We start from the raw sequence: 25513 nt of genomic DNA, 5'->3' as shown, positions 1-25513 counted from the left end.
TCTTCGGGTTCAGGCCTGCGACGCTGCGCGGCCGATGTACCGGCCCGCCGTCTCCATCAGGCCAGGGTCGAGACGGCCAGTGCCGCCGAAGCAGGCAGGCCCCGCTCCTGCACCAGCCATTCGAGCACCGGCAGCGCGCCCGGCAGCACCGGCGCCACGTCCAGCGGCAGTTGTTGCCACGCCATGGCCTGGCCTTCGCGCATCTCGAACTCGCCGGTCCAAGCCGTCACCTTGCACCAGTGCAGGCGCACCAGCGCATGCGGATAGTCGTGCTCCGTGACCTTCCAGACCGAAGCACCTTCGATGGTGATGCCCAGCTCTTCGTGCAGTTCGCGGCGCAGGGCTTCTTCGACCGTTTCGCCGGCTTCGATCTTGCCGCCCGGAAACTCCCAGTAGCCCGCATAGGCCTTGCCTTCAGGCCGGGTCGAGAGCAGCAGCGCGTCGTCGGTCAGGCGGATCAGCACGCCGACCGCCACCTCGGTGTGCTTGCGCGCGCCGCTGTCTTGCTCTTGCGCGCTCATGCGTTGCTCCGCCCCGCATAGTCGCGGGCGAACTGGTAGGCCACACGGCCGCTGCGCGAACCTCGCTCCAGCGCCCAGACCAGCGCCTCGGGCCGCGCCGCCGCGATGGCGGCCGCATCGACGCCGAACGACGAGAGCCACTGCCCCACGATCGTCAGGTACTCGTTCTGGCTGAAGGGATAGAAGCTCACCCAGAGGCCGAAACGCTCGGACAGCGAAATCTTTTCCTCGATCACCTCGCCCGGATGGACTTCGCCGTCCTCGGTGTGGGTGTAGCTGAGGTTGTCCTTCATGTACTCGGGCAGCAGGTGGCGCCGGTTGCTGGTCGCGTAGATCAGCACATTGGGCGTCGATGCCGCAATCGACCCGTCCAGGATCGACTTGAGCGCCTTGTACCCCGGCTCGCCTTCATCGAAGCTCAAGTCGTCGCTGAAGACGATGAACTTCTCGGGGCGCTGCGACACCACCTCGACGATGTCGGGCAGGTCGACCAGCTCGGCCTTGTCGACCTCGATGAGGCGCAGCCCCTGCGGCGCATAGGCCTGCAGGCAGGCCCGAATCAGCGAGGACTTGCCCGTGCCGCGCGCGCCCGTCAGCAGCACGTTGTTGGCCGGCTTGCCTTCGACGAACTGGCGCGTGTTGCGCTCGATCTTTTCCTTCTGGACGTCGATTTCCTTGAGCGAATCGAGCGCCATCGTGGCCACGTGCTTCACCGGCTCCAGCACGCCGTGGCCGGAGTTGCGGCGGCGGTAGCGCCAGGCGATGGAGGCGTTCCAGTCGGCGGGTGCGGACAGCGGCTGCGGCAGGATCGATTCGATGCGGCCAATCAGCTGTTCGGCGCGCTCGATCAGCTTCTGGAACTGCTCGTTCATGACCTGTAGTCGGCGTTGATGGTCACGTATTCATGGCTGAAGTCGCAGGTCCAGACGGTTTCGCTGGCATTGCCGCGGCCGAGGCCGACGCGCACCGTGATCTCGCTCTGCTTCATCACGCGCTGGCCGTCTTCCTCGCGGTACGCCGGGTTGCGCCCGCCCTTGACCGCCACATGCACGTCGTCCAGGAACAGGTCGATGCCGGTCTGGTCGAGGTCGGCAATGCCTGCATAGCCGACGGCCGCCAGGATGCGGCCCAGGTTCGGGTCGCTGGCGTAGAACGCGGTCTTGACCAGCGGCGAATGCGCGATGGCGTAAGCCACCTGCTTGCACTCGGCGGCATCGCGCCCGCCTTCGACCTGGATGGTGATGAACTTGGTCGCGCCTTCGCCGTCGCGCACGATGGCCTGCGCCAGCAGGCGCGCCACGTTCTGCATCGCGGCCACCAGCGCCTGGCCGTCGGCCGATTCCAGCGAGGTGATCGTGGCGTGCGCCGCCTTTTGCGTGGCGATGACCACGAACGAATCGTTGGTCGAGGTGTCGCCATCGATGGTCACGCGGTTGAACGAGGCGTCGGCCAGCAGCCTGGCCAGCGGCTGGATCAGCGACGGATCGATCTTCGCGTCGGTCGCCATGAAGCCCAGCATGGTGGCCATGTTCGGGCGGATCATGCCGGCGCCCTTGCTGATGCCGGTGATGGTGACAGTGGCGCCGCCGATCTGGACCTTCTGGCTGAACGCCTTGGGGATCGTGTCGGTGGTCATGATGCCTTCGGCGGCACGGGCCCAGTGGTTTTCCGAAGCGTCGGCCAGCGCGGCGGGCAGGCCGGCTTCGATGCGGTCCACGGGCAGCGGCTCCATGATCACGCCGGTCGAAAACGGCAGGATCTGCTCGGGCGCAATCTCCAGCTTGCGCGCAAGCGCGATGCAGGTGGAGCGCGTACGCATCAGGCCGTCTTCGCCGGTGCCGGCGTTGGCGTTGCCGGTGTTGATCACCATCGCGCGGATGCCGTAGTTGGCCGCCAGGTGGTCGCGGCAGACCTGCACCGGCGCCGCGCAGAAACGGTTCTGGGTGAACACGCCGCCGACCGCCGAGCCTTCGTCGATCAGCACGACGGTCAGGTCCTTGCGGTTGGCCTTGCGCACGCCCGCTTCGGCCACGCCGATGCGGACGCCGGGCACCGCGAACAAGGCGGCGGGATCAGGGGCGGACAGGTTCACGGGCATGGAATTGCTCTCAATGAAAAGTTCGGGACTTCAGCTCAGCTTGCCGTGGCATTGCTTGTACTTCTTGCCGCTGCCGCACGGGCACGGGTCGTTGCGGCCGACGCGGGCAAAGGCGGCAGCCTCGGCGCTCAGGGCACCCAGACCGGCAGCCGCGATCCGGCGCTGGCTTTCCTCGTCCACGCGCACTTCGACCTCGCCCGTTTCCGTGGGCGCGGTGTAGGTGATGTTGGCAACGTTCTCGCCGCGGCTTTCCATGGCTTCGGCGGCTTGCTCGAGCTGCTCGCCGGACTGCACGCGCACCGTCATCAGCTGGCGCGTGACTTCGTTCTTCACCGAGTCGAGCAACTGGCCGAAGAGCTCGAAGGCTTCGCGCTTGTACTCCTGCTTGGGCTGCTTTTGCGCGTAGCCGCGCAGATGGATGCCCTGGCGCAGGTAGTCGAGCGAGGCCAGGTGTTCGCGCCAGTGGGTGTCGATGCTCTGCAGCAGCACCATGCGTTCGAACTGGGTGAAGTTCTCCTGGCCGATCAGCGCCAGCTTGGCGTCGAAGGTTTCGTTGGCGGCCTTGACCACCTTCTCGAGCACGTCCTCGTCGGAGATGGCGTCGGAGGCCTCGACCTCCTTCTTGAGCGGCATGTCCAGGCCCCACTCGGTGAAGAGCGTTTTCTCCAGGCCTTCCAGGTCCCACTGCTCCTCGACCGATTCGGCGGGCACGTACTGGCGCACCAGGTCCATGAAGCAGCCTTCGCGCAGCGCGGCGATCTGCGCGTTGAGATCGGTCGCATCGAGGATGTCGTTGCGCTGCTGGTAGATCACCTTGCGCTGGTCGTTCGACACGTCGTCGTACTCGAGCAACTGCTTGCGGATGTCGAAGTTGCGCGCCTCGACCTTGCGCTGCGCGCTCTCGATGCTGCGGGTGACGATGCCCGCCTCGATGGCTTCGCCGTCGGGCATCTTCAGGCGGTCCATGATCGCCTTGACGCGGTCGCCCGCGAAGATGCGCATCAGCGGATCGTCCAGGCTCAGGTAGAAGCGCGAGGAGCCCGGGTCGCCCTGGCGGCCCGAACGGCCGCGCAGCTGGTTGTCGATGCGGCGCGATTCATGGCGCTCGGTGGCAATGATGCGCAGGCCGCCCAGCGACTTGACGAATTCGTGGTCCTTGGTCCATTCGGCGCGCACATGCGCGATGTCGGCCTGCTTGGTCGCTTCGTCGCGGCCCTCGTCGTTCTCGATGGCCTCGATCATCTTCTCGATGTTGCCGCCCAGCACGATGTCGGTGCCGCGGCCAGCCATGTTGGTCGCGATGGTGATCATCTTCGTGCGGCCGGCCTGCGCCACGATGTCGGCTTCGCGGGCGTGCTGCTTGGCGTTGAGCACCTGGTGCGGCAGGCCGGCCTCGGTGAGCAGGCCGTCGATGATTTCGGAGTTCTCGATGGACGAGGTGCCCACCAGCACCGGCTGGCCGCGCTCGTAGCACTCGCGGATGTCCTGGATGGCCGCCTGGTACTTCTCGCGCGTCGTCTTGTAGACGCGGTCCAGCTGGTCTTCGCGCTTGCTGATGCGGTTCGGCGGAATGATCATGGTCTCCAGACCGTAGATCTCCTGGAACTCGTAGGCTTCGGTGTCGGCCGTGCCGGTCATGCCGGCCAGCTTGTTGTAGAGGCGGAAGTAGTTCTGGAAGGTGATCGAGGCCATCGTCTGGTTCTCGGCCTGGATCTCGACGCCTTCCTTGGCTTCCACCGCCTGGTGCAGGCCGTCGCTCCAGCGGCGGCCTGTCATGAGGCGGCCGGTGAACTCGTCGACGATGACCACTTCGCCCTCCTGGACCACGTAGTGCTGGTCGCGGTGGTACAGGTGGCGGGCGCGCAGCGCCGCCGTCAGGTGGTGCATCAGCGTGATGTTGGCCGGGTCGTAGAGCGATGCGCCTTCGGGCAGCAGCTTGAACTCGCCCAGGATGCGCTCGGCGTTCTCGTGGCCGTCTTCGGTCAGGAACACCTGGTGGGTCTTCTCGTCGACCGTGAAGTCGCCCGGCACCGTGACGCCTTCGCCGGTGCGCGGGTCGGCTTCGCCTTCCTGCTTCTTGAGCAGCGGCACCACCTTGTTGATGGCCAGGTAGAGGTCGGTATGGTCTTCGGCCTGGCCGCTGATGATCAGCGGCGTGCGGGCCTCGTCGATCAGGATCGAGTCGACTTCGTCGACGATCGCGAAGTTCAGCTGGCGCTGCACCCGGTCGCCCGGCTCGTACACCATGTTGTCGCGCAGGTAGTCGAAGCCGTACTCGTTGTTGGTGCCGTAGGTGATGTCGCTTCGGTAGGCTTCCTGCTTCTCTTCGCGCGGCATCTGGGGCAGGTTGATGCCCACCGACAGCCCCAGGAAGTTGTAGAGCCGGCCCATCCACTTGGCGTCGCGGCTGGCGAGGTAGTCGTTCACCGTGACCACGTGCACACCCTTGCCCGACAGCGCATTCAGGTACACCGGCAGCGTGGCGGTCAGCGTCTTGCCTTCGCCGGTGCGCATTTCGGAGATCTTGCCGTTGTGCAGCGCCATGCCGCCGAGCAGCTGGACGTCAAAGTGGCGCATCTTCATCGAACGCTTGGAGCCCTCGCGCACCGTGGCAAAAGCCTCGGGCAGCAGGGCGTCGAGCGATTCGCCCTTGGCCACGCGGTCCTTGAACTCCTGCGTCTTGGCGCGCAGCGCGTCGTCGCTGAGCTTCTCGAACTCGGGTTCGAGCGCATTGATGCGTTCCACCGTCTTGCGATACTGCTTGAGGAGCCGGTCGTTGCGACTGCCGAAGATCTGGGTCAGGAAGTTGGTTGCCATTGGGTGGAGATGGGCGTGCGCCTGACACGAACGACAGGCACTGCGACCGGATTCCCTAAGATATGGTGAAAGCAGTTGGGGCGCGCTCTCTTCGAAATCAAGTTCGGGAACGAGTTCCAGACGAGTCAAGAAGCCAGCGGCCTTTTTTCCAGCGCGAACGCCGGCAAACCGGGCATTTTAGCTGTCTTGTTCCACCTACCGGATTACCCATGCATCGCCGCCTCGCCCCCGCCATCAGCCTGCACCAGGCTGCAGAAGGCTCGCCCACGCTGGGCAGCCTGATGGCGCGCGCGCGCGATGCCTCCGAGCGGCTCAAGGCCGTGGAAGGCCTGATCCCGCCGGCCATGCGCGGTGCGGTGCAGGCCGGGCCGGCCGAGGGCGACGTCTGGTGCCTGCTGGTCAAGGGCAGCGCCGCGGCCGCCAAGCTGCGCCAGCTGTCGCCGATGCTGGTGACCCGCCTGAAGAACCGGGGCTGGGACGTGGCGACGATCCGGATCAAGGTGCACACCGGGCGCTGACACGTTGGTTTGATTTTTTGTCTTGTACTGGATAATATTTCCAGATGACACCTTCCACGGCCCCGGCCGACGCCCTTCTCCTGCTGCTCGACAAGCACCAGGTCGACACCCTCCTCACCCCCGGCGACGCCCTCGAAGCCACGCGCGAGGCCTTCGTTCTTCACAGCGACCGCGAGGGGCGCGTGTTCCCGGTCGTGCGCGAGCCCCTCGCCACGGGCGGTGTGTTCGGCATCAAGTCGGGTGACGTGCAGGCGCAGGGCCTGCTCGGCTTCAAGGCGGCCGGCTTCTGGCCCGCCAACCGGCAGCGCGGCGGCGAGCCGCATCAGGCGACCATCGTGCTGATCGATCCCGGCACCGGCCGGCCGCTGTGCCTCATCGACGGCAACGCGGTCACGACCATGCGAACCGGCGCCGCGGGCGCGCTCGGCCTGCAGCAACTCGCGCGGCCCGACAGCACGCGGCTGTGCCTCTTCGGCACCGGCGTGCAGGCGCGCGTCCAGCTCGACTTTGCGCTGCGCCTGCTGCCTTCCCTGCACGAGGTGCGCTACGTGGGCACCGGCACCCAGCGCAACGCGGCCTTCGAGGCGCACTTCGCCGGCCGCTGCGACATCGCACCCGCCGCCGACCGCAACGCGGCCGTCGCCCACAGCGATGTGGTGATCACCGCAACGCCGGGCGCCGGCGCGCTGTTCGATCTGGAGGCGGTGCAACCCGGCACGCATCTGACCTGCGTAGGCGCCGACACGCGCGGCAAGCGCGAACTTCCGCCAGGCCTGCTGACACGCGTCCGCCTTTTCGTGGACGACGGCGCGCAGGCGCAGCAGATCGGCGAAACCCAATGGGCGCCCGACGCGCCGGCCACCGAACTGGGCGATCTGCTGAGCGGCAAGACCTCGTTCGTCCGCGCGCCTGGCGACATCACCGTCTTCGACATGACCGGCCTCGCCCTGCAGGACCTGACCGTGGCGCGCCTGCTCCACGCGCGCGCGAACGCCACGGGCACAGGCACGCGCATCGCCTGGCCCTGGTAGCCGTTCAGGCGGCTGCGGTGCCGCCGAACAGTTCGGTCATGAACTGCGTCGACTTCAGTCCCGTGCCGGTCAGCAGCACGACCGTGGTTTCGCCGGCCTTGATGTCGCCCCGCTGCGCCAACACCTCGATGGCCGCAGCGGCCGTTGCGGATGTGGGTTCGGCATAGAGGCCGGTGGAAGCCAGCCGGCGCACCGCCGCCATGATCTGCTCTTCCGTCAGCGCCACCGTCCTGCCGTTCGTCTCCCGCAGCGCCTGAAGAATTTCCTGCAAGCGCACCGGCCGCTTGATGGCCGTGCCTTCGGCGATGGTCGGCTTCACGACGCGGTCCACCGGCGTGTCTGCACCGGCGGCAAAGCTCGCATCGACCGGCGAGCAATTGAGCGGTTGCGCGACGAAAAGACGCGGCAGCTTCGCGATCTGCCCAGCGGCCATCAACTCCTTGAAGCCGATCCAGCACCCGAGCACATTGCTGCCCGCCCCGGCCGGAATCACCACGTTGTCGGGCACGGCGAAGCCCAGGTCTTCCCACAGTTCATAGGCCAGCGTCTTCGTGCCCTGCAGGAAGAACGGATGCCAGTTGTGGCTTGCATAGAAGATCGATTCAGACTGGCGAACCGCCTCGTGCTCGGACGCCTCTCGCGGCCCGGGCACCAGTTGAACCTCCGCACCGAAGGCCCGGATCTGCGCCACCTTGGGCGCCGGCGTGTAGCTGGGCGCGAGCACCTTCACCCGCATGCCCGCCGCCGCGCCCGATGCCGCGATGGCCGCGCCGCCGTTGCCCGAGCTGTCTTCCAGCACCGCGTCGACGCCCAATTGCCGCAGGAAGGAGATCATCACGGCCGCGCCGCGGTCCTTGAAGCTGCAGGTCGGGTTGAACCACTCGAGCTTGAAATACGGATCGAGCCCGCCCCAGCGCTTTTGCAGCAGCGGCGTGCAGCCTTCGCCCAGGCTCACCGGTTTTTCGATCGCCACCGGCAACGCCGCGCGGTAGCGCCACACCGAGCGCTCGCGCGCATCGATGTCGTCTCGCGTGATGCCGGGCAAGGGCGTCACCAGCATCGGGTTGCCGTCGTCGGAGCGCCAGCGGCGTTCGGACAGCGCGTGGTACTTGCCGGTGCGGGGGTCAATGTAGCGGGCAGGTTCGTTGGTTGGCATGCGCGGTTCTCCGGTTTTTTCTATTCTGGATGATATATCCAATAATGTACTTTTTGTACAATTTGGATTGTTCGTCCAGACCTGGATACATTCCGGGCATGAAAAAGAAGTCGAACAAACAGCTCCTGGAGATGCTGCGCAACATGGCCGAAGGGCTGGGCGAAACCTTCTCGCCCTTCTGCGAAGTCGTGGTGCACGACCTGAGCAATCCGAAGAACGCGATCTACGCGATCGAGAACAACCTGAGCGGCCGGCAGGTGGGGCAGTCGGTCACCGAGCTCGGGCTGGCGCGCATCCGCGACCCCGAGTACCCGGCGGTGATCTCCAACTACGCCAACACCTTTTCCGACGGGCGCAAGGTCAAGAGCACCTCCATCGGCGTGAAGGACGAGAGCGGCGAGTACGTGGCGGCGCTGTGCCTCAACGTCGACCTGACGCTGTTCCAGAGCTTCCAGGGCGCGATCTCGCAATTCACGCGCATCGACGACAAGGAGGTGCACGAGCACCTGGACACCGGCGCCAACCACGCGGTGCGCATCCATTCGCGCATCGACGAATTCGCGGCCGCGCGCGCCACCACCTCGCGTTCGCTGAAGCCGGCGGACCGCAAGCTGCTCGTGCAGGAACTCAAGAAGGCAGGCTTCCTGGAAATCCGCCGCGGGGCGGAAATCGCCGCGGCGCACATGGGTGTGTCGCGCGCCACCGTGTACAGCGACGCGAAGTAGCCGCGCGGCAGATGATGGCCGCCTGCCCGTGTCAGACGGCCGGGTCGGGCCAGCTCGGATCGCCCGATGCATTGGCCGTGAGCATCAGCACCACATGCGCATCGCAGGCGACGGCATGGCTCTCGCGCAGTTGCCGCAGCGCGGCCAGGCCGCTGGCCGCGCACAGCTCGGCGCTCACGCCGGCCGCGGTGAGAAGACGCCGCGCCGCGCGCGCTTCGTCGTCGCTCACCACCACCGCACCGCCGCCGGTGGCGGTGGCGGCCTGCCACTGCAGGTAGGTCACCGTCGCGCCCGCCGTCGAGAACTGTGCCGTGTGGCCGGGGTAGCTGCCGTTGAGCGCCCCGCCCGCGAGCACACGCGATAGACGCGGAAAAGGCTCCACCAGCCACAGCTTGGGCAGGCGCGCGATGCGCCCCGCCGCGAGCAGATCGCGAAAGCCCGCGTAGATGCCCCAGGCCAGGTCGCCCCGCGCGGTGGGAATCACGATGTGGTCCGGCACGCCGCCGTCGGCCACGCATTCGATCGCGATGGGCTTGTAGCCCTCGATCGCCAGCGGCGCGCTGCCGAGCGCGGGCAGGCGGTAGTTGGTCAGCGCGAAGTAGCCGGGGTACTGCGCGCGCTCCCGCACGAAGGCCCAGCGGCCGGCGTTGTCGGCGAACACATAGCGCCGCGCGCCCAGCGCATCGAGCTGCCGCGTGTAGGTGGCCGGCATGCCTTCGTAGGTGGCGATCTCGCATCGCAGCCCGGCCGCCCACGCATAGTGCGCCGCCGACACCGCGGCATTGCCCGACGAAGCGAGCACCAGCGTGTGAGCGCCGAAATCCAGCGCCTGGGCCACGCCCACCGCCGTCATCCGGTCCTTGTGCGAGCCGGTAGGGTTGCTCGACTCGTCCTTCAGGCCCAGCCGCGCGACGCCCAGGTGATGCGCCAGCGCCGGCATGTCCTGCATCGGCGTGCGGCCTTCGCCGAGCGTGAAACCGGGCGCATAAGGCATCGGCACCGCATCGGGGCCTTCGCCTGCGTCCTGCATGTAGCTCGCGCGCAAGGCGACATGAAAGCCCGCGCGCTTGCAGGCGGGGCAGCCGTCGTGCGTCAACGTGACCGGGTAGAGCGCATCGCAGCGCAGGCACTGCAGGCCGCGAAGGCGGGGATTGCGCACCGGCTTGAACGTTCGGGCCAGCGTGCTGGGGAGCGGACTTGCGGAGGGAGCGGCCGGGGCGGGCGCCGGCATGTCGGCGAACTTGAAGTCCAGAACTGGCGATGGCGTCACGTGTTGTCCCTTGGGTTGTCTTTATGTTGTTGCCTAAATCTTATGCATTCGGAAATAAAATTACACCCCTGAAAGTACTCAAGCGATAAGCAAACTTATCAGCCCGCCACAATGCGATTCGCCGAAATCGAGACCTTCCGCGCGCTCATGCGCGGCAGCTCCACCCGCAAGGCTGCGGCCCTGCTGCATGTGACGCAGCCCGCCATCAGCCAGTCGCTCAAGCGGCTGGAGGCGCAGGCGGGCATGCTGCTGTTCCAGCGCACCGGCGGCCGGCTGGTGCCCACGCCCGAAGCACGCGCGCTGTGGGTCGAGGTGGAACGCGTCTTCATCGGCATGGACGCCATCGAGCACCGGGTGAAGAGCCTGCGCGACTTCGGCGTCACCCAGCTGGAGCTCAGCTGCTTTCCGGCCTACGGCTTGGGCTTCATGCCGCGCGCCCTCGCCCGGCTGAAGGCGCACCGCGGTGCGAGCCCCTGGCCGCAGGTGTCGCTGCAGGTGCTCAGCTCCAAGGATGTGCGCGACCGGGTGGCCATGGGCATTTCCGACTTCGGCCTGATGGCCGACGAACTCTCGCTCGAAGGCATCGACCACTCGACGTTTGCGCGCTTTCCCGGCGTGGTCGTGATGCCCGAAGGCCATGCGCTCGCGCGCTTCAAGACCATCAAGCCGGAGCAGCTGGCGGAGGCGCCCTTTCTCTCGCTCAACCCCGAAGACCCCACGCACCAGCGGCTGGAGGCCGCGCTCGCGCCCTACGGCGTGGCGCTGCGCACGCTGGTGCAGACCTCCTATGCGGCCAGCGTGTGCGAGATGGCGCTGCGCGGCCTGGGCGTGGGGCTGGTCAACCCGATCACCGCGCTCGACTACGCCGAACGCGGGCTGGTGGTGCGCCGGTTCTCCATCGACGTGCACTTCACCTGCATCCTGGCGCTGCCGGCCGGCAAGGTGCTCTCGGCGACGGCGCGCGACTTTCTCTCGCTCATGCGCCTTCAGCTGGCGGAGGACGAGAAGCTGATGCAGCGCCACCTGCGTTGAGCAGGCTCCGGGCCTTGCTGGCCTCGCGCGAGCTTCACTTCCAGCTGAATTCGTGGTTCAGCCCGACCACGAAGCCCTTCACGCGCCGCTCGCCCGGTGGCCGGGTGCGGGATGTGCTCAGGTCCACGCTGATCAGCGGCGTGAGGCTGAAACGGCCGCCCACGCGCGAGGTCCAGACGCCCGCGGCGCGATGGCGTTCGGCGATCAGCGAGACGGTGTCGTTCAGCGCCCATTCGACGGCGGCGCCGCCGCGCGGTGTGCGCACGCCGGTGCCGGGTGCCCAGTCGGCGCCCAGGTTGGCGTGAAGCTGCAGGCTGTCGGTCGGGCGCCAGGTCAGCGGCACCACCAGTTGCCCGCCCGTGCGGCCGCCGTGCTTCAGGTCGGACACCGTGCCCATCGCCACGGCCGCGCTCCATGGCGCATCGCCCGCCTGCCCGAAGAAATTCCACTTGAGCTGCAACCCGCCGGTGACCCCGTGCAGACCCTGCGCCGAGAGCCGGTCGAGGTTCAGGCCCACCTCGACGGGCCCCACCCGGCACGACGGCCCGATGTGAAACCCGGTGACCGGCTCCACGCCTGTGCGGCCCCACCAGGTTTCGTACTGGCACTGGCCGGGGTCCAGCGTGCCGGCGTCGTCCACGTCGAAGTGGCCCGCGGCCTGCGCGGCCGTGCCGGCCAGCATGCAGGAACCCGCCAGCAGCCAGCCGAAGCGCGGTGGCCGGATCGTTGTGTGTTGTCTGTTCTTCATCGCGCGCATCCAGGGTCGTCGAGCGATTCTAGGAAGGCGGAAAGTCGGGGCGGTGACCCGCCACGCCCTGCGCGATGGCGGCCGTGGGCGAGTTCAGATCTCGAACTGCGGCTGCAGCTCGCGGATGCGCTTGATCGCCACGCCCGCGGCCGCGGTTCGCGTCTCGACGCCCAGCTTCACGTACACCCGCTCCAGGTGTTTCTTGGCCGTGGCCGGGCTGCTGCCGAGGATTTCGCCGATGTCCTTGTTGGTCTTGCCCTTGACCACCCAATACAGCACCTCGGCCTCGCGCGCGGTGAGCTTCAGGCTCAGGCTCATCGCCTCGATCACGCCGGTGTCAGACACCTCGCGCATGATGATCATCCACTCGTCGCCGTCGTCGTCCTGCCCGGTCTGCTGGTGCAGCCGCAGCGTGAGGCTGTTGGCGCCCCGGGCGATGGAAAGCGCGGGCGGCTCGATGCCGCGCTGCCGCGCATCGGGCGTGTGGCGCAGCAGCCATTCGAGCACCGCGGGCGGGGTTTCAGGCGCGCGTGTTTCGCAGTAACGATGCAGCAGGTCGCGCGCCAGCGCCGTCTGCCAGATCAGCCGGCCTTCGGGCAGCCGCACGGTGATGCTCGCGTAGCCGAAGGCGTCCAGCGCGTTGCGCGCCTGCCCGGCCTGCCGCGCGTCCTGCCGGGCGCGGCGCGCGCCCTGCAGATGCACGTTCATGCGCGCCAGCACTTCCTTGGGCTTGATGGGTTTGGTGACGTAGTCGACGCCGCCTGCCTCGAGCGCGGCCACCAGGTGCTCGGTTTCGGTCAGGCCGGTCATGAACACGATGGGAATGTGCGCTGTGGCGGCATCGGCCTTGAGCCGGCGCGCCACCTCGAAGCCGTCGATGCCCGGCATCATCGCGTCGAGCAGCACGATGTCGGGCCGGGCCTGCGCGGCGCGCTGCAGCGCCTGCTCGCCGTTGGTGGCGATGAGCACGGTGTAGCCCGATTCGTCGAGCGCGTCGTGCAGCACCGCGAGGTTGTCGGGCACGTCGTCCACGATCAGCACCAGGTCGCTGTTGACGCCTTCGTCGCGCAGCGCCCGGGCGAGGGGCGACGGCTGCATGGGGGGAGATGGGTTCGAGGTCATGGTGCGCTCGCTGCTTCGGCCAGCGCCCGGCTCATGGCCTCGAACTGGAACTGGCGCGCCAGCACGCGCTGCGCCTCGGTCCAGGCCATGCACTCGGGCTGTTCGGTGTCGATGTCGTCGAGCTGGTTCATGATGCCGCGAAAGTAGCCCAGGCTCACGGCTTCGTCGAGCGCACGCAGGCGGTCGCGCGAAGGGGCCTGCATGAGCTTGGGCGCGACGGCTGCCGGCAAGGCGGCGGCGGTGTCGGTCCATTTCAGGCCGAGCCGGCGCTCCAGCCAGTCGAGCAGTTCGGTGTGGCGCACGGGCTTCACGAAGAAATCTTCGGGCGCGACGCCCACGTCGTTGTCCAGTCCCTTGTCGAAGGCGTTGGCCGAAACGATGGCAACGGACGCATCGACGAGGCCGAGCCTGCGCGCGCGGCGGATCGTCTCCCAGCCGTCGATGCCGGGCATCGCGAGGTCGACGAACATCGCATCGGGCCTGTAGCCGGCGGCGATCAGGTCCAGCGCATCGTGCCCGCTGGCCGCGGTGCGCAGCTCGAAACCCAGCGGCGCGAGCACATGGTCGAGCAGGTCGCGGTCGGCCTCCTCGTTGTCGACCACCAGCAGGCGCCGGCGCGGGCCTTCGTAGCCGCGCCGCGTGCGCGCCACCGGCGCCGTGCGGCTCACGCCCGCCGCGGCGTCGTGCACGCGCGGCAGGAAGAGCCGCACGCAGAACAGCGACCCCACGCCCGGCGTGCTCTGCACCTTCATCTCGCCGCCCATCAGGTCGGTGAGCATCTTGGCGATGGTCAACCCCAGGCCCGCGCCCGGTGCCGACGACGCGACCGCGTTGCCGCGCGCAAAGGGCTCGAAGATGCGTTCGATGTCCTCGGCCGTCATGCCTGGGCCGGTGTCCTCGATCTCGATGGCCGCGAACTCGCGCGCATAGGCCAGCCGCAGCGTGACCTGTCCCGCCGCTGTGAACTTGATGGCGTTGCCCAGCAGGTTGATGAGGATCTGGCCCACGCGCTTCTCGTCGGCACGCACCACCTCGGGCAAGGCGCCTGCCGCCTCGAAGCGGAACTGCAGGCCCTTCTCGGCCGCCTGCAGCTCGAACATGTCGGCCAGCTCTCGCACGGTGTCGGCAAAGCGCATCGGCCGCGCATGCAGCGTGAGCTTGCCGGCCTCGATGTGCGCAATGGCCAGCGTGCCTTCGATGAGCGAGAGCAGATGCTCGCCGCCGCGCTTGATCACCGCCACCGCCTGCTGGCGGTGCGGCGGCACCGAGTTGTCTTCGCCCATGAGCTGCGCGTAGCCCAGGATGCTGTTGAGCGGCGTGCGCAGTTCGTGGCTGATGGCGCTGATGTAGCGGCTCTTGGCCTGGTTGGCCTGGTCGGCGGCGCGCTGGGCCTGCTCGGCCGCGAGCTTGGCCTGCTCGGCGACCTCCCTGGCCTCTTCGGCGGTCTGCTTGGCGGCCTGCAGGGCGCGGTCGGTCTCGCGGTGCAGCTCGATTTCGCGCACCAGCAGGTGCGTTTGGCGGTTCGATTCTTCCTGCGCAACCTTGCGGCTCTGGTGTGCGAGCACCAGCCACCAGGCCACGATGCCCGCGATGACCAGCAGCGCCATGTAGGCCTTGAGAAAACCCGAGCGCAGCGCCGACTGCTGCACGCCGGACCAGGCTTGCGCCACGTCGGCCTGCGCCGCGAACGCGACTGCGCTTTCGGCGAGCGCGCGCAGCTCCTGCTGGTAGAGCACGCCGAACACCACGGCCAGCAGCGGCACGATGATCAGCATCAGCAGCAGGAAGTGCCCCAGGCCCGTGTCCAGGTAGCGCCAGCTGCGGCGCGGCAGCAGCCAGCGCAGCACGCCCGACCATTGCGCAGACAGGCTCGCATGCGGTTTGCACAGGTCGCCGCAGCGCGCGTCCAGCGTGCAGCACAGCGAGCAGATCGCGCCCTGGTAGGCGGGGCAATGCGCCATGTCGGGCCCTTCGTATTCGCGCTCGCAGATCACGCAGTGCTGCACCTTCAGGCGTTGGTAGCTGCCGCTTTCGTCCGATTCGACCTTCGCCCAGCGCACCGCGCGCCCGCCCGCCGCTGGCGAAAACGGCACGGCGCCGGTCGCATCGGACGCGCGCGCCAGGTAGTACTTGCCGCCGGTCGCCCACGCCAGCAGCGGCGAGGCGATGAGCGCGGTGCCCAGCGCGATCAGCGCCGAGAACGCCTGCGCCAGCGGCCCGAACACGCCCAGGTGCGCGGTGATCGACAGCACCGAGGCCAGCGCCATCGCGCCCACGCCCACGGGGTTGATGTCCCACAGGTGCGCGCGCTTGAACTCGATGCCGGGCGGCGAGAGGCCCAGCGGCTTGTTGATGACCAGGTCGGCCACCACCGTCATCATCCAGGCGATGGCGATGTTGGCGAACAGCCCGAGCACGTCGCCCAGCGCCTCGAACACATTCATCTCCATCAGCATGAAGGCGATGAGCGCGTTGAAAACCACCCACACCACCCGCCCCGGATGGCTGTGCGCCACGCGCGAGAAGAAATTGCTCCAGGCCAGCGAGCCCGCATAGGCGTTGGTGACGTTGATCTTGAGCTGCGAGATCACCACGAACAGCGCCGTCGCCGCCACCGCCCAGCCGTAGTTGGGAAACACGTACTCGTAGGCCGCGAGGTACATCTGGTTCGGATCGACCGCGCGCTCCACCGGCACCATGTGCGTGATCGCCAGATAGGCCAGCAGCGCCCCGCCCAGCATCTTCAGCACGCCCAGCACCACCCAGCCCGGCCCGCCGGCCAGCACGCCGGCCCACCAGCGCCCGCGCGTGGTGGCGGTGCGCGCGGGCATGAAGCGCAGGTAGTCGGCCTGCTCGCCCATCTGGGTGATCAACGCGATGCCGACCGTGAGCGCAGCGCCAAAGAGGTGCAGATCAAAACCCTTGGTGCCGGTCTTGACCCCGTTGTAGTGCGTGATCCCCGCAAATGCACCAGGATCGCGCACGATCACGAAGACGAATGGCACCACCAGCATCACCAGCCAGAGCGGCTGCGTCCACAGCTGCAGCCGGCTGATGGCCGACACCCCGTGCGTGACCAGCGGGATCACCACCAGCGCGCACACCAGATAGCCCCAGACCGGCGGAATGCCCAGCGCCAGCTCCAGCGCATAGGCCATCACCGCCGCTTCGAGCGCAAAGAAGATGAAAGTGAAGGAGGCGTAAATCAGCGAGGTGAGGGTCGAGCCGATGTAGCCGAAGCCCGCGCCGCGGGTGAGCAGGTCCATGTCGATGGCGTAGCGCGCCGCGTACACGCTGATCGGCAGCCCCGCCAGGAAAATGATGAGTCCTGTGACCAGGATTGCCCAGAAGGCGTTGGCAAAGCCGTACTGCACCAGCAGCGTGGCGCCTACCGCCTCCAGGATGAGGAACGACGCCGCCCCGAAGGCCGTGTTGGCGACGCGCCATTCGGACCATTTGCGAAAGCGCTGCGGCGTGTAGCGCAGGGCGTAGTCTTCAAGCGTTTCGCTCGCGACCCAGCTGTTGTAGTCGCGCCGGACCTTGACGATGCGCTGGGGGGCGTCGTCGGGGGTCGTGGTCGTGGCGTCTGAATTCACACCGTTTCGGTGCATCTTTCATGCCATCCGTACGACTTTTGGCGAACAGGGCACGACTGTTGCAAAGAAGAAGGCTTGCCCATAATGGCCGACTCTTCTCCCAGCCACCCGATGCCGCTCCCATGGAACTGACCCCGCGCGAAAAAGACAAGCTGCTGATCTTCACCGCGGCGCTGCTCGCCGAACGGCGCAAGGCCCGCGGCCTGAAGCTCAACTACCCCGAAGCCATCGCCCTGATCTCCGCCGCCGTGATGGAAGGCGCCCGCGACGGCAAGAGCGTCGCCGAACTCATGAGCGAGGGCCGCTCGGTGCTCACCCGCGCCGACGTGATGGACGGCATCGCCGAGATGATCCCGGACATCCAGGTCGAAGCCACCTTCCCGGACGGGACCAAGCTGGTCACCGTCCACCAGCCCATCGTCTGACCCGCCACACACAAGAACCGTCATGCGCCACACCATTTCCAAGACCCTTGCCTTGTTCGCCTTTCTGCTGCCGCTTGCGGCGAGCGCCCATACCGGCGTCGACGGCGGCCTGCACCACGGTTTCACCACCGGCTTCCTGCACCCGTTGACCGGTGCCGATCACCTCGCGGCCATGGTCGCGGTCGGCCTCTGGAGCGCCCTGGCCGCGCGCCGCGCCTGGCCCGACCTGCTGTGGGCGCCGCTGGCCTTCGCCGGCATGCTGCTCGTGGGTGCGCTGATGGGCCTGGTCGGCGTGCAGCTGCCGGCCGTCGAACCGATGATCGCGGCCTCGCTGCTGGTGCTGGGGCTGCTGGTGGTCACGCGCGTTCAGCTGCCGGCTGTTGTGGCAATGGCTGTTGTCGGCGTGTTCGCCGTCTTCCATGGCGTGGCCCATGGCTACGAACTCGCAAGCGAGCAAGGCGCCGCGCTCACGCTGGCCGGCATGGTCAGCGCGACCGTGCTGCTGCATCTGGCGGGCATCGCAATGGGCTGGGCCTTGCGCCACGCCAACGCCTGGCTGCCGCGCGTGGCCGGTGCCGCGGTTGTCGCACTGGGCGCAACGCTGCTTGCACAGGCGATCTGAGCCCGCCATGACCCCCGGCGAACTCCTCATCGACGACGGCGACCACACGCTCAACCCCGGTCGCCGCACCCTCACGCTGGTGGTGCAGAACACCGCCGACCGGCCGATCCAGGTCGGCTCGCACTATCACTTCGCCGAGACCAACGGCGCCCTCGGTTTCGACCGCGAAGCCGCGCGCGGCATGCGGCTGAACATCGCTTCGGGCGCCGCGGTGCGCTTCGAGCCGGGGCAGCAGCGCACGGTCGAACTGGTCGATTACTCGGGCGATCGCATCGTCTACGGCTTTCGCGGCCTCGTTCAAGGAAAGCTCTAAGCATGGCCACCATCGGGCGACGCGCCTACGCAGAAATCTTCGGCCCCACCGTCGGTGACCGGGTCCGCCTGGCAGACACCGAACTGCTGATCGAGGTCGAGGCCGACTACACGCTGCGTGCCGGCGGCTACGGCGAAGAGGTGAAGTTCGGCGGCGGCAAGACCATCCGCGACGGCATGGCGCAATCGCAGCGCACCCGCGATGGCAAAGGCAGCGGCCCTGCGGCCGGTGGCGCGGTCGACACCGTGCTCACCAACGCGCTCATCCTCGACCACTGGGGCATCGTCAAGGCCGACATCGGCCTGAAGGACGGCCGCATCGCCGCCATCGGCAAGGCCGGCAACCCCGACGTGCAACCGGGCGTGGACATCGTCATCGGCCCCGGTACCGAGATCATCAGCTGCGAGGGCAACATCGTCACCGCGGGCGGCATCGACAGCCACATCCACTTCATCTGCCCGCAGCAGATCGAGGAGGCGCTGTCTTCGGGCGTGACCACCATGCTCGGCGGCGGCACCGGTCCCGCGACCGGCACCTTCGCGACCACGGCCACGCCCGGCCCCTGGCACATCGAGCGCATGCTGCAGGCGGCCGACGCGTTCCCGATGAACCTGGGCTTCCTCGGCAAGGGCAACGCAAGCCTGCCCGATGCGCTGCACGAACAGATCGACGCCGGCGTCATCGGCCTCAAGCTGCATGAAGACTGGGGCACAACGCCGGCGGCCATCAGCAACTGCCTGGACGTCGCCGACGCCACCGACACGCAGGTGGCCATTCACAGCGACACGCTCAACGAATCGGGCTTTGTAGAGAACACCATCGCGGCCGTGGGCGGCCGCGCGATCTGCGCCTTCCACACCGAAGGTGCGGGCGGCGGCCATGCGCCCGACATCCTGCGCGTGGTGGGCGAGGCCAACTTTCTGCCCTCTTCCACCAACCCCACGATGCCCTACACCGTGAACACGCTCGACGAACACGTCGACATGCTCATGGTGTGCCATCACCTCGATGCCGGCATCGCCGAAGACCTGGCCTTTGCCGAGTCGCGCATCCGCAAGGAAACCATCGCCGCCGAAGACGTGCTGCACGACCTGGGCGCGATCAGCATGTTCAGCTCCGACAGCCAGGCCATGGGCCGTGTCGGCGAGGTGATCATCCGCACCTGGCAGACCGCGCACAAGATGAAGGTGCAGCGCGGCACGCTCCCCGAAGACAGCGAACGCAACGACAACTTCCGCGCGAAACGCTACATCGCCAAGTACACGATCAACCCGGCGATCGCGCACGGCATCGCGCACGAAGTGGGTTCGCTCGAAATCGGCAAGTGGGCCGACATCGTGATCTGGAAGCCCGCCTTCTTCGGCGTGAAGCCCTTCACCATCCTCAAGGGCGGCACCATCGCGATGGCGGCGATGGGCGACCCGAGCGCATCGATTCCCACGCCGCAGCCGGTGCACTTTCGCCCGATGTTCGGTGCGTATGGCGGCTCGCTCGCGAGGAGCTCGCTGACCTTCGTGTCGCAAGCGGGTCTCGCTTCGGGCATCAAGGAGCGCTACGGTTTGGCCAAGAACCTCAGCGCGGTGAAGAACATCCGCAATGTGCGCAAGAAAGACCTGATCCACAACGGCTACGCGCCGAAGATGGAGATCGATGCGCAGACCTACGCGGTGCGCGCCGACGGGCACCTGCTGACCTGCGAGCCGGCGAAGCTGCTGCCGATGGCGCAGCGGTATTTTCTGTTCTAGATGCTGCGTGCCTCAGGGCGAACGCGGCGCCATGTGGCCGCGGATCCAGCTGGCGAAACTGCTCTCGTCCATGGCACTGGCGGCCACATCGAGCATCACCAGCGTGGCCTCGGCTTGGGTTGCCACCAACCGCTGGCCGTTCAGCGCAAGGAACAGGCCGACGGACAGGAATGCCGCGCGCTTGTTGCCGTCGATGAAGGGATGATTCTTGGCCAGCCCCAACCCGTAGGCGGCCGCAAGGTCGGCCACGTCGGGCGACCCATAGCTCACGAGGTTGAGCGGACGCGCCAGCGCGGACTGCAGCATTGTTTCGTCGCGCAGTCCCGAGGCGCCGCCATGCTCGGCGAGGCTTTCGTCATGCAACAGGATCAAGGTGCGCCTGTCGATCCAGCGCCAGGTGCTCATTTGGCGAGCTGGTGGAAGGTGTCGCGGAATTCGCGCATGAATTCGCGGCCCAGCTTCAGCTGTTCTTCGATCTCGGGGTCGTATGGCGTCAGGGTGACGCCGTTGGCGGCTTCGGACAGGAACAGCGTGTCGCCCTTTTCCACCTTGAGCCGCGCCAGCACTTCCTTGGGAAGAATCACCCCGACGGAGTTTCCGATCTGGGTCAATTTGAGTGCTGCCATGAAGGGCTCCAAAGTTATAACAGACGTTATATTATCGACGTCTTCCCGCTGAACGCAAGCCACCATGCTCACCGCCAACAAACTCATGCCCCAGGGCCGCGGCCTCGCGCCCGTTCTGCTCAAGCGCGCCGCCACCATCGAACTCGACTGGGACGTCCGCCAGAAAAGCCGCTTCGACGCCACCGATTCGCAAGGCCGTCAGATCGGCATCTTCCTGCCCCGCGGCACCGCCGTGCGCGGCGGCGACGTGCTGGTGGCTGAAGACGGCTCGCTGATCCGCGTCATCGCGGCGCCGCAGCCGGTGCTGCGCATCACGCACTGCACGGCCCACGGCACGGCCTTCGACCTGACGCGCGCGGCCTACCACCTGGGCAACCGGCATGTGCCGATCGAACTGAAGCCCGACCATCTGAAGATCGAGCCCGACCATGTGCTGGCCGACATGCTGCGTTCGATGCACCTGATCGTCGTCGCGGTCGAGCAAGCCTTCGAGCCCGAGGGCGGCGCGTACGGATCGCACGAGCACAGCCACGGCAGCCATGACCATCACAGTCATGACCACGACCACGGCCATTCGCACGCGAAGGGCCCGAAGCCGCTCGTGCTCGCCCCCGAATTGCTCGACGACCATGGCCATGCCTGATTCGGCGCGGACGGCGGAAAGCTGACATGCCCGAACCTGTCAGCGCCCACAGCTTGCTGCAGCTCATCTGGCTCGCCTCCCCGGCCTTGCCCGTGGGCGGCTTCTCGTACTCCGAAGGCGTCGAGGCGGCGGTCGAATGGGCCGGCATCGATTCCGAGCCCAAGGCCGCCGAGTGGCTCGCCGACCAGTTGCACCTGAGCTTCGCGCGAGGCGACCTTGCACTGGTCGCACAAGCCATCCCCGCATGGCGCGCAAACGATGCCGCGCGCATCCGCGAACTCAATCGATGGGTCATGGCCACCCGCGAATCGGCCGAGTTCTTCTTGCAGACCGAACAGATGGGCCGCTCCTTCGTCGAGTGGCTCAAGCTGCACCACGCGGACACGGCCGAGGTCTTCGCGGACCTGCCCGCGAGCTACCCCGTGGCATTCGCCTTTGCGCTCAGCCGCAGCGGCGCCTCGGTGCACGACGGGTGCCTCGCCTTCGCCTTCGGCTGGGCCGAGAACATGGTGGCCGCTGCCGTCAAGGCCGTGCCGCTGGGCCAGAGCGCGGGCCAGCGCATCCTTGCGCGGCTCGCGAACGAAATCCCCGCGGCCGTCGACCGTGCGATGAAGCTGGGCGACGACGAGCGCCAGGCTTTCGCGCCCCTGCTGGCCGTGCTGTCGGCCCGCCATGAAACACAATATTCCCGCCTCTTTCGAAGCTGACCGAACCGGACAACGCCCATGACCTCCGCCCTGCACCACATCCCCCACCGCACCAAGAGACTGCCCCCGCTGCGCGTGGGCATCGGCGGCCCGGTAGGCTCCGGCAAGACCACGCTGCTCGAAATGCTCTGCAAGGCAATGCGCGACAAGTACGACCTGGTCGCCATCACCAACGACATCTACACCAAGGAAGACCAGCGCCTGCTCACGGTGGCCGGCGCGCTGCCGGCCGAACGCATCATGGGCGTGGAAACAGGCGGCTGCCCGCACACCGCGATCCGCGAAGACGCGTCGATCAACCTCGAAGCCATCGACCGCATGCTCGAAGACTTTCCGGATGCCGACATCGTGTTCGTCGAATCGGGCGGCGACAACCTCGCGGCCACCTTCAGCCCCGAGCTGTCGGACCTGACGATCTACGTGATCGACGTGGCCGCCGGCGAGAAGATCCCGCGCAAGGGCGGCCCCGGCATCACCAAGAGCGACCTGTTCGTGATCAACAAGATCGACCTCGCGCCGTACGTGGGCGCCAGCCTCGAGGTGATGGAACAGGACACGCAGCGCATGCGCCGCCAGCGCCCCTATGTGATGACGAACCTCAAGACCCACACCGGCGTGGCCGAGGTGGTGGCCTTCATCGAGCAGCGCGGCATGCTCACCGAGGCCTGACAGGGCCGATCGGCACCACGCTCAGAGTTCGCTGCCGTCCCGCAGCTGCCGCGCCTTGTAGACCAGCCGCACGCTTGCGCGGTGCGGATCGCTGACCTGCTGCACATAGACATCGGCATCGCCGCTGGTCCATGCGGCATAGGCGCTGCCCAGATCGCGCGATGCGATCTCGTTGCCGAACGCGCCGCGGCCCCATTGCACCAGCTGTCCGAAGGCCGAAGCGCCGCTGTCGGGCGAGGCCTCTGCGGCCGCCAGGTACTCGACGCGCCGCAGCTGTGCAGCCGCGAAGAAGAAAGTGGGCTCGAACACCAGCCCCGCCATCTCGACCGGCGCCGCGCGCCAGCTGCCCAGCAGGCCGCCCGCCAGCCGTTGCGGCCGCTGCACGCGCTGCGCCGCCGGCAAAGCGGCCTGCAGTTCATCGACCGTCATGCCCAGCCGCACACCGGGCGGCAAGGCCTGCGCATGGACTGCGCCGGTGGCGAAGACGGCGCCTGCGGCAAGCGCACGAAGAAGGATCGGGAGGGCAAGGAATCGCACGAGGGGCATCGGGAAAGAAGGCCTGGAGAAGAGAACGGCGGCAGCGTGGGACCGCGAGTATGCCGTGGAGTTCCGCCCGTCCAGCCGCCCCCATTCGCCCATCCCCGCCTTCGTTCATCAGGCCCCTGCGTGGCTATCGCACAGCGGCAGGCGCAACGTGAGGCCCAGCACGCCGCCGTTGTCCGGCGCGGAATAGATGCGCCCGCCATGCCGGCCGGCAATGCGCTCGCACACCCGCGCGCTGGCCAGCGAGGCGGCATCGAGCGCATCGAAAAGCCGGGCCAGCGGCGGCCGCACATCCACGGCATCGAGGTCGCGCCAATGGACCACCGCCTGCGTGCCTTCCACATGCGCGCGCACCTGCAGCGTCGCACCGGCGGACATCACGCTCGCCGCATGCGCGGCGACCTGGGACAGCAACTCGCACAGCTCTGCCTTGACGGCAAAGACGGGCACCGCTTCCTGCGGAAGCTGGATGTCCAACCGGATGCCGGCCGAACCGGGGGTGGCGCCCAGCAGCGGCCGCAGGTCGTGAACATCGCTGGCCAGCGCCTTCTGCCGCGCCTCGTTCATGACCAGCGCCGCGATGCCGCGCGCCCGAGCGCCGGCTTTGATGTTGTGGACGAGCAGGCTGCCCATCATCGCGAGCACACCGGCCAGCCCGAACCCGATGGCGACTGCGATGACCAGGCCCAGATGATTGGAATACATGCAGTGCCTCCGTGCTTACCGCCGCTTGGGCGCACGAAACTCCAGGGCACCCGAGTCGCCGCGCTCGCAGGTGCCCGACAAGGCATCCGCACGCGGACCGGGGAGCGAGGGATGGGCACCTTCCGCCTGCCCGTCGCACAAGTCCCACGCCGCCATCGACGGGCTGCGATGTTCGAAGGGCATGGCCGAAGGTGGCGGTCCCCCGCTGGAACCCGGGGGCAGGCCTACGAAGATGGGCGGCGGCAGCACGATGCAACCCGACAGGCCCGTGGCTGCCAGCACGCCTGCGAGTAGATGGGTTTTTCGGATCATTTTTTTCCTTGAGAAGCCACGCGCGCGATGCGGCAAAGCCTGTGCCCTGCCGCACCGCCCGTGTCCCGCGTCAGAACGCGTGACGGATGCCGAAGTCGTAGCCGGTCGACGAACGCGGCAGGCTGGTGTAGCCCGCGCCGGTGCTGCCGTAGCCCGTGGTGCTCGCGGCGGTGAGGCCGCCGGTATAGGCCGCGTCGTTGCGGTTGTTCACGCGCGCGACGGTGGCGTAGAGCGCGGTGCGCTTGGACAGGTTGTGCACATAGCCGATGGCCAGCTTGTTCGCGCGCGGGTCTTCGCCGGTGATGCCGACCGCGCCCTCGTTGTAGCGAACGGTGGAGTAGGACGCGCGGATCACGCCCGCGCCCACCGGCATGCTGGCGCCGAAGAGGTAGCCGTTGTAGCTGTCGTGGCTGTTGCCCACGTCGAGGGCAAACTTGTTCTGCACGTTCGAGAGTTCGCCGAACAGCTTGACCGGACCGAAGTCGTACGACGCACCGAGGTTGATGGTCTGCACCTTGCGCGTGAGCGTGGTGGTGTCGACGGCGACGCTCTGGCCCATCGACAGCGCCACGTCGAGCGGTCCGTTCGCGTAGCCGAAACGGCCGCCCACATAGCGTCCGGCACTGCTGCTGGTTGCAGCGGTGGTGTCGGTGGCGCTGGTCTTGGTGTTCTCGTTCAGGCTGTACTGCACCTGGCCGTAGAAACCGCCGAGGTTCGGCGGCAGGAAGTAGCCGACCATGTTGCTGGCGCGCGCGTAGTTCGAGTTGCCGATGGCGGAGCTGCCGCTCACCGTGTTGATCACGCTGGAGCCCGAGCCGTTGGTGCCGAACGGATCGAACACGGTGTCGTTCCAGAAGGTGGCCGTGTAGTCGCGTCCCAAGCGCAGTTCACCGAAGCCGCCGGAGAGGCTGACGGTGGAGCGGCGATTGAAGTTCGCAATGCCGGTGGCACCGTCGTCGTTGGTGATCGGCGCTTCGAGCCAGAAGCTGGCAGCCAGGCCGCCGCCCAGGTCTTCGGTACCGCGAAAGCCGATGCGGCTGGAGTTGTAGCCGGAATTGGCAAGGCTCCATTGGCTCTGCTTGCTGGTGGCGCCGGTGACCGGGTCACGCGAGGTGGCGCTCTGGTAGCTCACGCCGGCATCGATGACGCCGAACAGGGTGACGGACGATTGGGCAGAGGCCAGGCCGGCGACGGCCAGCGCGGCGAGTGCCGTGAGGGTTTTCTTCATTCAGTTTTCTCCGGGTTTTCAGCGGCCCTTCATCGAGCAGCTGGACGCATGGTCCCGTTCAAATTCGTAGGAATCTTGTGGATGGATGTGCTTTGCAATTCGTTGTTGTTTTGCGTGCACTCGTTGTGTTTTGTTTGTTGTTCGGGGGCGGTGATGGGGGTTGTGGCTTCGGGCGGCCGACGTCACCGGCCGCTTCGCGGCTTCCCTGCGCTGCTCACGACGGGCGGGGTCTCGCAGAACTCGCTTCGCTTGTATGGTTGAGGCGCTGGGGTGGAGGGACTCGTTTCGCATTCGGCCGCGGCAGCGGACCGACAGTTTTGAGATTTCTCCCGCCCCACCTT

At 67.4% G+C, this 25513-nt stretch carries 26 protein-coding genes; 11 read left to right on the top strand and 15 right to left on the bottom strand.

All coding sequences use genetic code 11. The features are described from left to right. Nucleotides 1–56 precede the first annotated feature (56 nt). From ABIC90_RS19035 to secA, 4 genes are read right to left on the bottom strand one after another with little or no spacing between them, the layout of a single operon-like run. On the bottom strand, nt 57–521 hold the full coding sequence (locus tag ABIC90_RS19035; protein WP_354356745.1) for a (deoxy)nucleoside triphosphate pyrophosphohydrolase: 465 nt from the start codon (nt 519–521) through the stop codon (nt 57–59). After that, a complete protein-coding gene (locus ABIC90_RS19030) occupies nt 518–1393 on the bottom strand; it encodes an ATP-binding protein (RefSeq protein ID WP_354356743.1) in 876 nt (291 codons plus the stop codon). The genes ABIC90_RS19035 and ABIC90_RS19030 overlap by 4 nt, the downstream gene beginning before the upstream one ends. After that, nucleotides 1390–2619, bottom strand: coding sequence for a bifunctional glutamate N-acetyltransferase/amino-acid acetyltransferase ArgJ (gene argJ / locus ABIC90_RS19025; RefSeq protein WP_354356741.1), 1230 nt, complete (start codon nt 2617–2619; stop codon nt 1390–1392). Before argJ ends, ABIC90_RS19030 begins: the two co-directional genes overlap by 4 nt. A gap of 30 nt (nt 2620–2649) precedes the next feature. Continuing rightward, a complete protein-coding gene (secA, locus tag ABIC90_RS19020; RefSeq protein ID WP_354356739.1) occupies nt 2650–5436 on the bottom strand; it encodes a preprotein translocase subunit SecA in 2787 nt (928 codons plus the stop codon). 209 nt (nt 5437–5645) lie between these two features. Between secA and ABIC90_RS19015 the strand changes: the two genes are divergently transcribed. Continuing rightward, nucleotides 5646–5954, top strand: a complete 309-nt coding sequence (locus tag ABIC90_RS19015; protein ID WP_354356737.1) for a hypothetical protein — start codon at nt 5646–5648, stop codon at nt 5952–5954. A 44-nt stretch (nt 5955–5998) separates the two neighbouring features. After that, on the top strand, nt 5999–6985 hold the full coding sequence (locus tag ABIC90_RS19010) for an ornithine cyclodeaminase family protein (RefSeq protein WP_354356735.1): 987 nt from the start codon (nt 5999–6001) through the stop codon (nt 6983–6985). A gap of 4 nt (nt 6986–6989) precedes the next feature. On the opposite strand, the gene ABIC90_RS19005 is transcribed toward ABIC90_RS19010, so the two are convergent. Beyond that, nucleotides 6990–8141 (bottom strand): threonine synthase, encoded by a 1152-nt coding sequence (locus tag ABIC90_RS19005; protein WP_354356733.1) that lies wholly within the window; start codon nt 8139–8141, stop codon nt 6990–6992. 98 nt (nt 8142–8239) lie between these two features. On the opposite strand from ABIC90_RS19005, the gene ABIC90_RS19000 reads away from it, so the two are divergent. Further along, nucleotides 8240–8866 (top strand): helix-turn-helix transcriptional regulator, encoded by a 627-nt coding sequence (locus ABIC90_RS19000; protein ID WP_354356731.1) that lies wholly within the window; start codon nt 8240–8242, stop codon nt 8864–8866. A 31-nt stretch (nt 8867–8897) separates the two neighbouring features. On the opposite strand, the gene ABIC90_RS18995 is transcribed toward ABIC90_RS19000, so the two are convergent. After that, nucleotides 8898–10136: a pyridoxal-phosphate dependent enzyme gene (locus ABIC90_RS18995; RefSeq protein WP_354356729.1), complete on the bottom strand. Its 1239-nt coding sequence runs from the start codon at nt 10134–10136 to the stop codon at nt 8898–8900. 111 nt (nt 10137–10247) lie between these two features. Here ABIC90_RS18995 and ABIC90_RS18990 point away from each other — a divergent pair, with 111 nt between their 5' ends. Next, nucleotides 10248–11168 carry a LysR substrate-binding domain-containing protein gene (locus ABIC90_RS18990; protein WP_354356727.1) on the top strand — a complete coding sequence of 307 codons (921 nt, stop codon included), beginning with the start codon at nt 10248–10250 and terminating at the stop codon, nt 11166–11168. Between the two features lie 34 nt (nt 11169–11202). Here the strand turns inward: ABIC90_RS18990 and ABIC90_RS18985 are convergent, their stop codons facing one another. The 3 genes from ABIC90_RS18985 to ABIC90_RS18975 form a co-directional block, all read right to left on the bottom strand. Next, nucleotides 11203–11916: a hypothetical protein gene (locus ABIC90_RS18985; protein ID WP_354356725.1), complete on the bottom strand. Its 714-nt coding sequence runs from the start codon at nt 11914–11916 to the stop codon at nt 11203–11205. A gap of 93 nt (nt 11917–12009) precedes the next feature. Continuing rightward, nucleotides 12010–13014, bottom strand: coding sequence for a response regulator transcription factor (locus tag ABIC90_RS18980; RefSeq protein ID WP_354356723.1), 1005 nt, complete (start codon nt 13012–13014; stop codon nt 12010–12012). A gap of 20 nt (nt 13015–13034) precedes the next feature. Next, on the bottom strand, nt 13035–16649 hold the full coding sequence (locus ABIC90_RS18975; protein WP_354356721.1) for a hybrid sensor histidine kinase/response regulator: 3615 nt from the start codon (nt 16647–16649) through the stop codon (nt 13035–13037). 107 nt (nt 16650–16756) lie between these two features. On the opposite strand from ABIC90_RS18975, the gene ABIC90_RS18970 reads away from it, so the two are divergent. From ABIC90_RS18970 to ureC, 4 genes are read left to right on the top strand one after another with little or no spacing between them, the layout of a single operon-like run. Then, nucleotides 16757–17059 (top strand): urease subunit gamma, encoded by a 303-nt coding sequence (locus ABIC90_RS18970; RefSeq protein WP_057591402.1) that lies wholly within the window; start codon nt 16757–16759, stop codon nt 17057–17059. A 22-nt stretch (nt 17060–17081) separates the two neighbouring features. Beyond that, the gene (locus ABIC90_RS18965) at nt 17082–17681 is read left to right on the top strand and encodes a HupE/UreJ family protein (protein ID WP_354356719.1); all 600 of its coding nucleotides are present in this window, start codon (nt 17082–17084) and stop codon (nt 17679–17681) included. A 7-nt stretch (nt 17682–17688) separates the two neighbouring features. Beyond that, nucleotides 17689–17994, top strand: coding sequence for an urease subunit beta (locus ABIC90_RS18960; protein ID WP_280808316.1), 306 nt, complete (start codon nt 17689–17691; stop codon nt 17992–17994). 2 nt (nt 17995–17996) lie between these two features. Further along, nucleotides 17997–19739 (top strand): urease subunit alpha, encoded by a 1743-nt coding sequence (gene ureC, locus ABIC90_RS18955; RefSeq protein ID WP_354356716.1) that lies wholly within the window; start codon nt 17997–17999, stop codon nt 19737–19739. Between the two features lie 12 nt (nt 19740–19751). Here the strand turns inward: ureC and ABIC90_RS18950 are convergent, their stop codons facing one another. Together ABIC90_RS18950 and ABIC90_RS18945 are read right to left on the bottom strand one after the other, a co-directional pair. Continuing rightward, nucleotides 19752–20144, bottom strand: a complete 393-nt coding sequence (locus ABIC90_RS18950; RefSeq protein WP_280808314.1) for a type II toxin-antitoxin system death-on-curing family toxin — start codon at nt 20142–20144, stop codon at nt 19752–19754. After that, the gene (locus ABIC90_RS18945; protein WP_354356714.1) at nt 20141–20365 is read right to left on the bottom strand and encodes an AbrB/MazE/SpoVT family DNA-binding domain-containing protein; all 225 of its coding nucleotides are present in this window, start codon (nt 20363–20365) and stop codon (nt 20141–20143) included. The genes ABIC90_RS18950 and ABIC90_RS18945 overlap by 4 nt, the downstream gene beginning before the upstream one ends. Nucleotides 20366–20429: 64 nt before the next feature. On the opposite strand from ABIC90_RS18945, the gene ureE reads away from it, so the two are divergent. The 3 genes from ureE to ureG are packed head-to-tail and all read left to right on the top strand — an operon-like array spanning nt 20430 to nt 22384. After that, complete coding sequence (gene ureE, locus ABIC90_RS18940; RefSeq protein WP_354356712.1) at nt 20430–21008, top strand: urease accessory protein UreE; 579 nt, start codon at nt 20430–20432, stop codon at nt 21006–21008. A 26-nt stretch (nt 21009–21034) separates the two neighbouring features. After that, complete coding sequence (locus ABIC90_RS18935) at nt 21035–21715, top strand: urease accessory protein UreF (protein ID WP_354356710.1); 681 nt, start codon at nt 21035–21037, stop codon at nt 21713–21715. A gap of 18 nt (nt 21716–21733) precedes the next feature. Further along, nucleotides 21734–22384: an urease accessory protein UreG gene (gene ureG / locus ABIC90_RS18930; protein WP_354356708.1), complete on the top strand. Its 651-nt coding sequence runs from the start codon at nt 21734–21736 to the stop codon at nt 22382–22384. 21 nt (nt 22385–22405) lie between these two features. On the opposite strand, the gene ABIC90_RS18925 is transcribed toward ureG, so the two are convergent. The 4 genes from ABIC90_RS18925 to ABIC90_RS18910 form a co-directional block, all read right to left on the bottom strand. Next, the gene (locus ABIC90_RS18925) at nt 22406–22930 is read right to left on the bottom strand and encodes a hypothetical protein (protein ID WP_354356706.1); all 525 of its coding nucleotides are present in this window, start codon (nt 22928–22930) and stop codon (nt 22406–22408) included. Between the two features lie 108 nt (nt 22931–23038). Next, nucleotides 23039–23632, bottom strand: a complete 594-nt coding sequence (locus tag ABIC90_RS18920) for an ATP-binding protein (protein WP_354356704.1) — start codon at nt 23630–23632, stop codon at nt 23039–23041. A 15-nt stretch (nt 23633–23647) separates the two neighbouring features. Beyond that, on the bottom strand, nt 23648–23944 hold the full coding sequence (locus tag ABIC90_RS18915) for a hypothetical protein (protein WP_354356702.1): 297 nt from the start codon (nt 23942–23944) through the stop codon (nt 23648–23650). A 70-nt stretch (nt 23945–24014) separates the two neighbouring features. Continuing rightward, the gene (locus ABIC90_RS18910; RefSeq protein WP_354356700.1) at nt 24015–25172 is read right to left on the bottom strand and encodes a porin; all 1158 of its coding nucleotides are present in this window, start codon (nt 25170–25172) and stop codon (nt 24015–24017) included. Between the last annotated feature and the right edge of the window lie 341 nt (nt 25173–25513).

Source organism: Variovorax boronicumulans, assembly GCF_040544675.1.
GTDB classification, from domain to species: Bacteria; Pseudomonadota; Gammaproteobacteria; order Burkholderiales; family Burkholderiaceae_C; genus Variovorax; species Variovorax boronicumulans_D.
The sequence above is the reverse complement of the archived record's forward strand: the minus strand, read 5'-3'. Positions and strand labels throughout refer to the sequence as shown.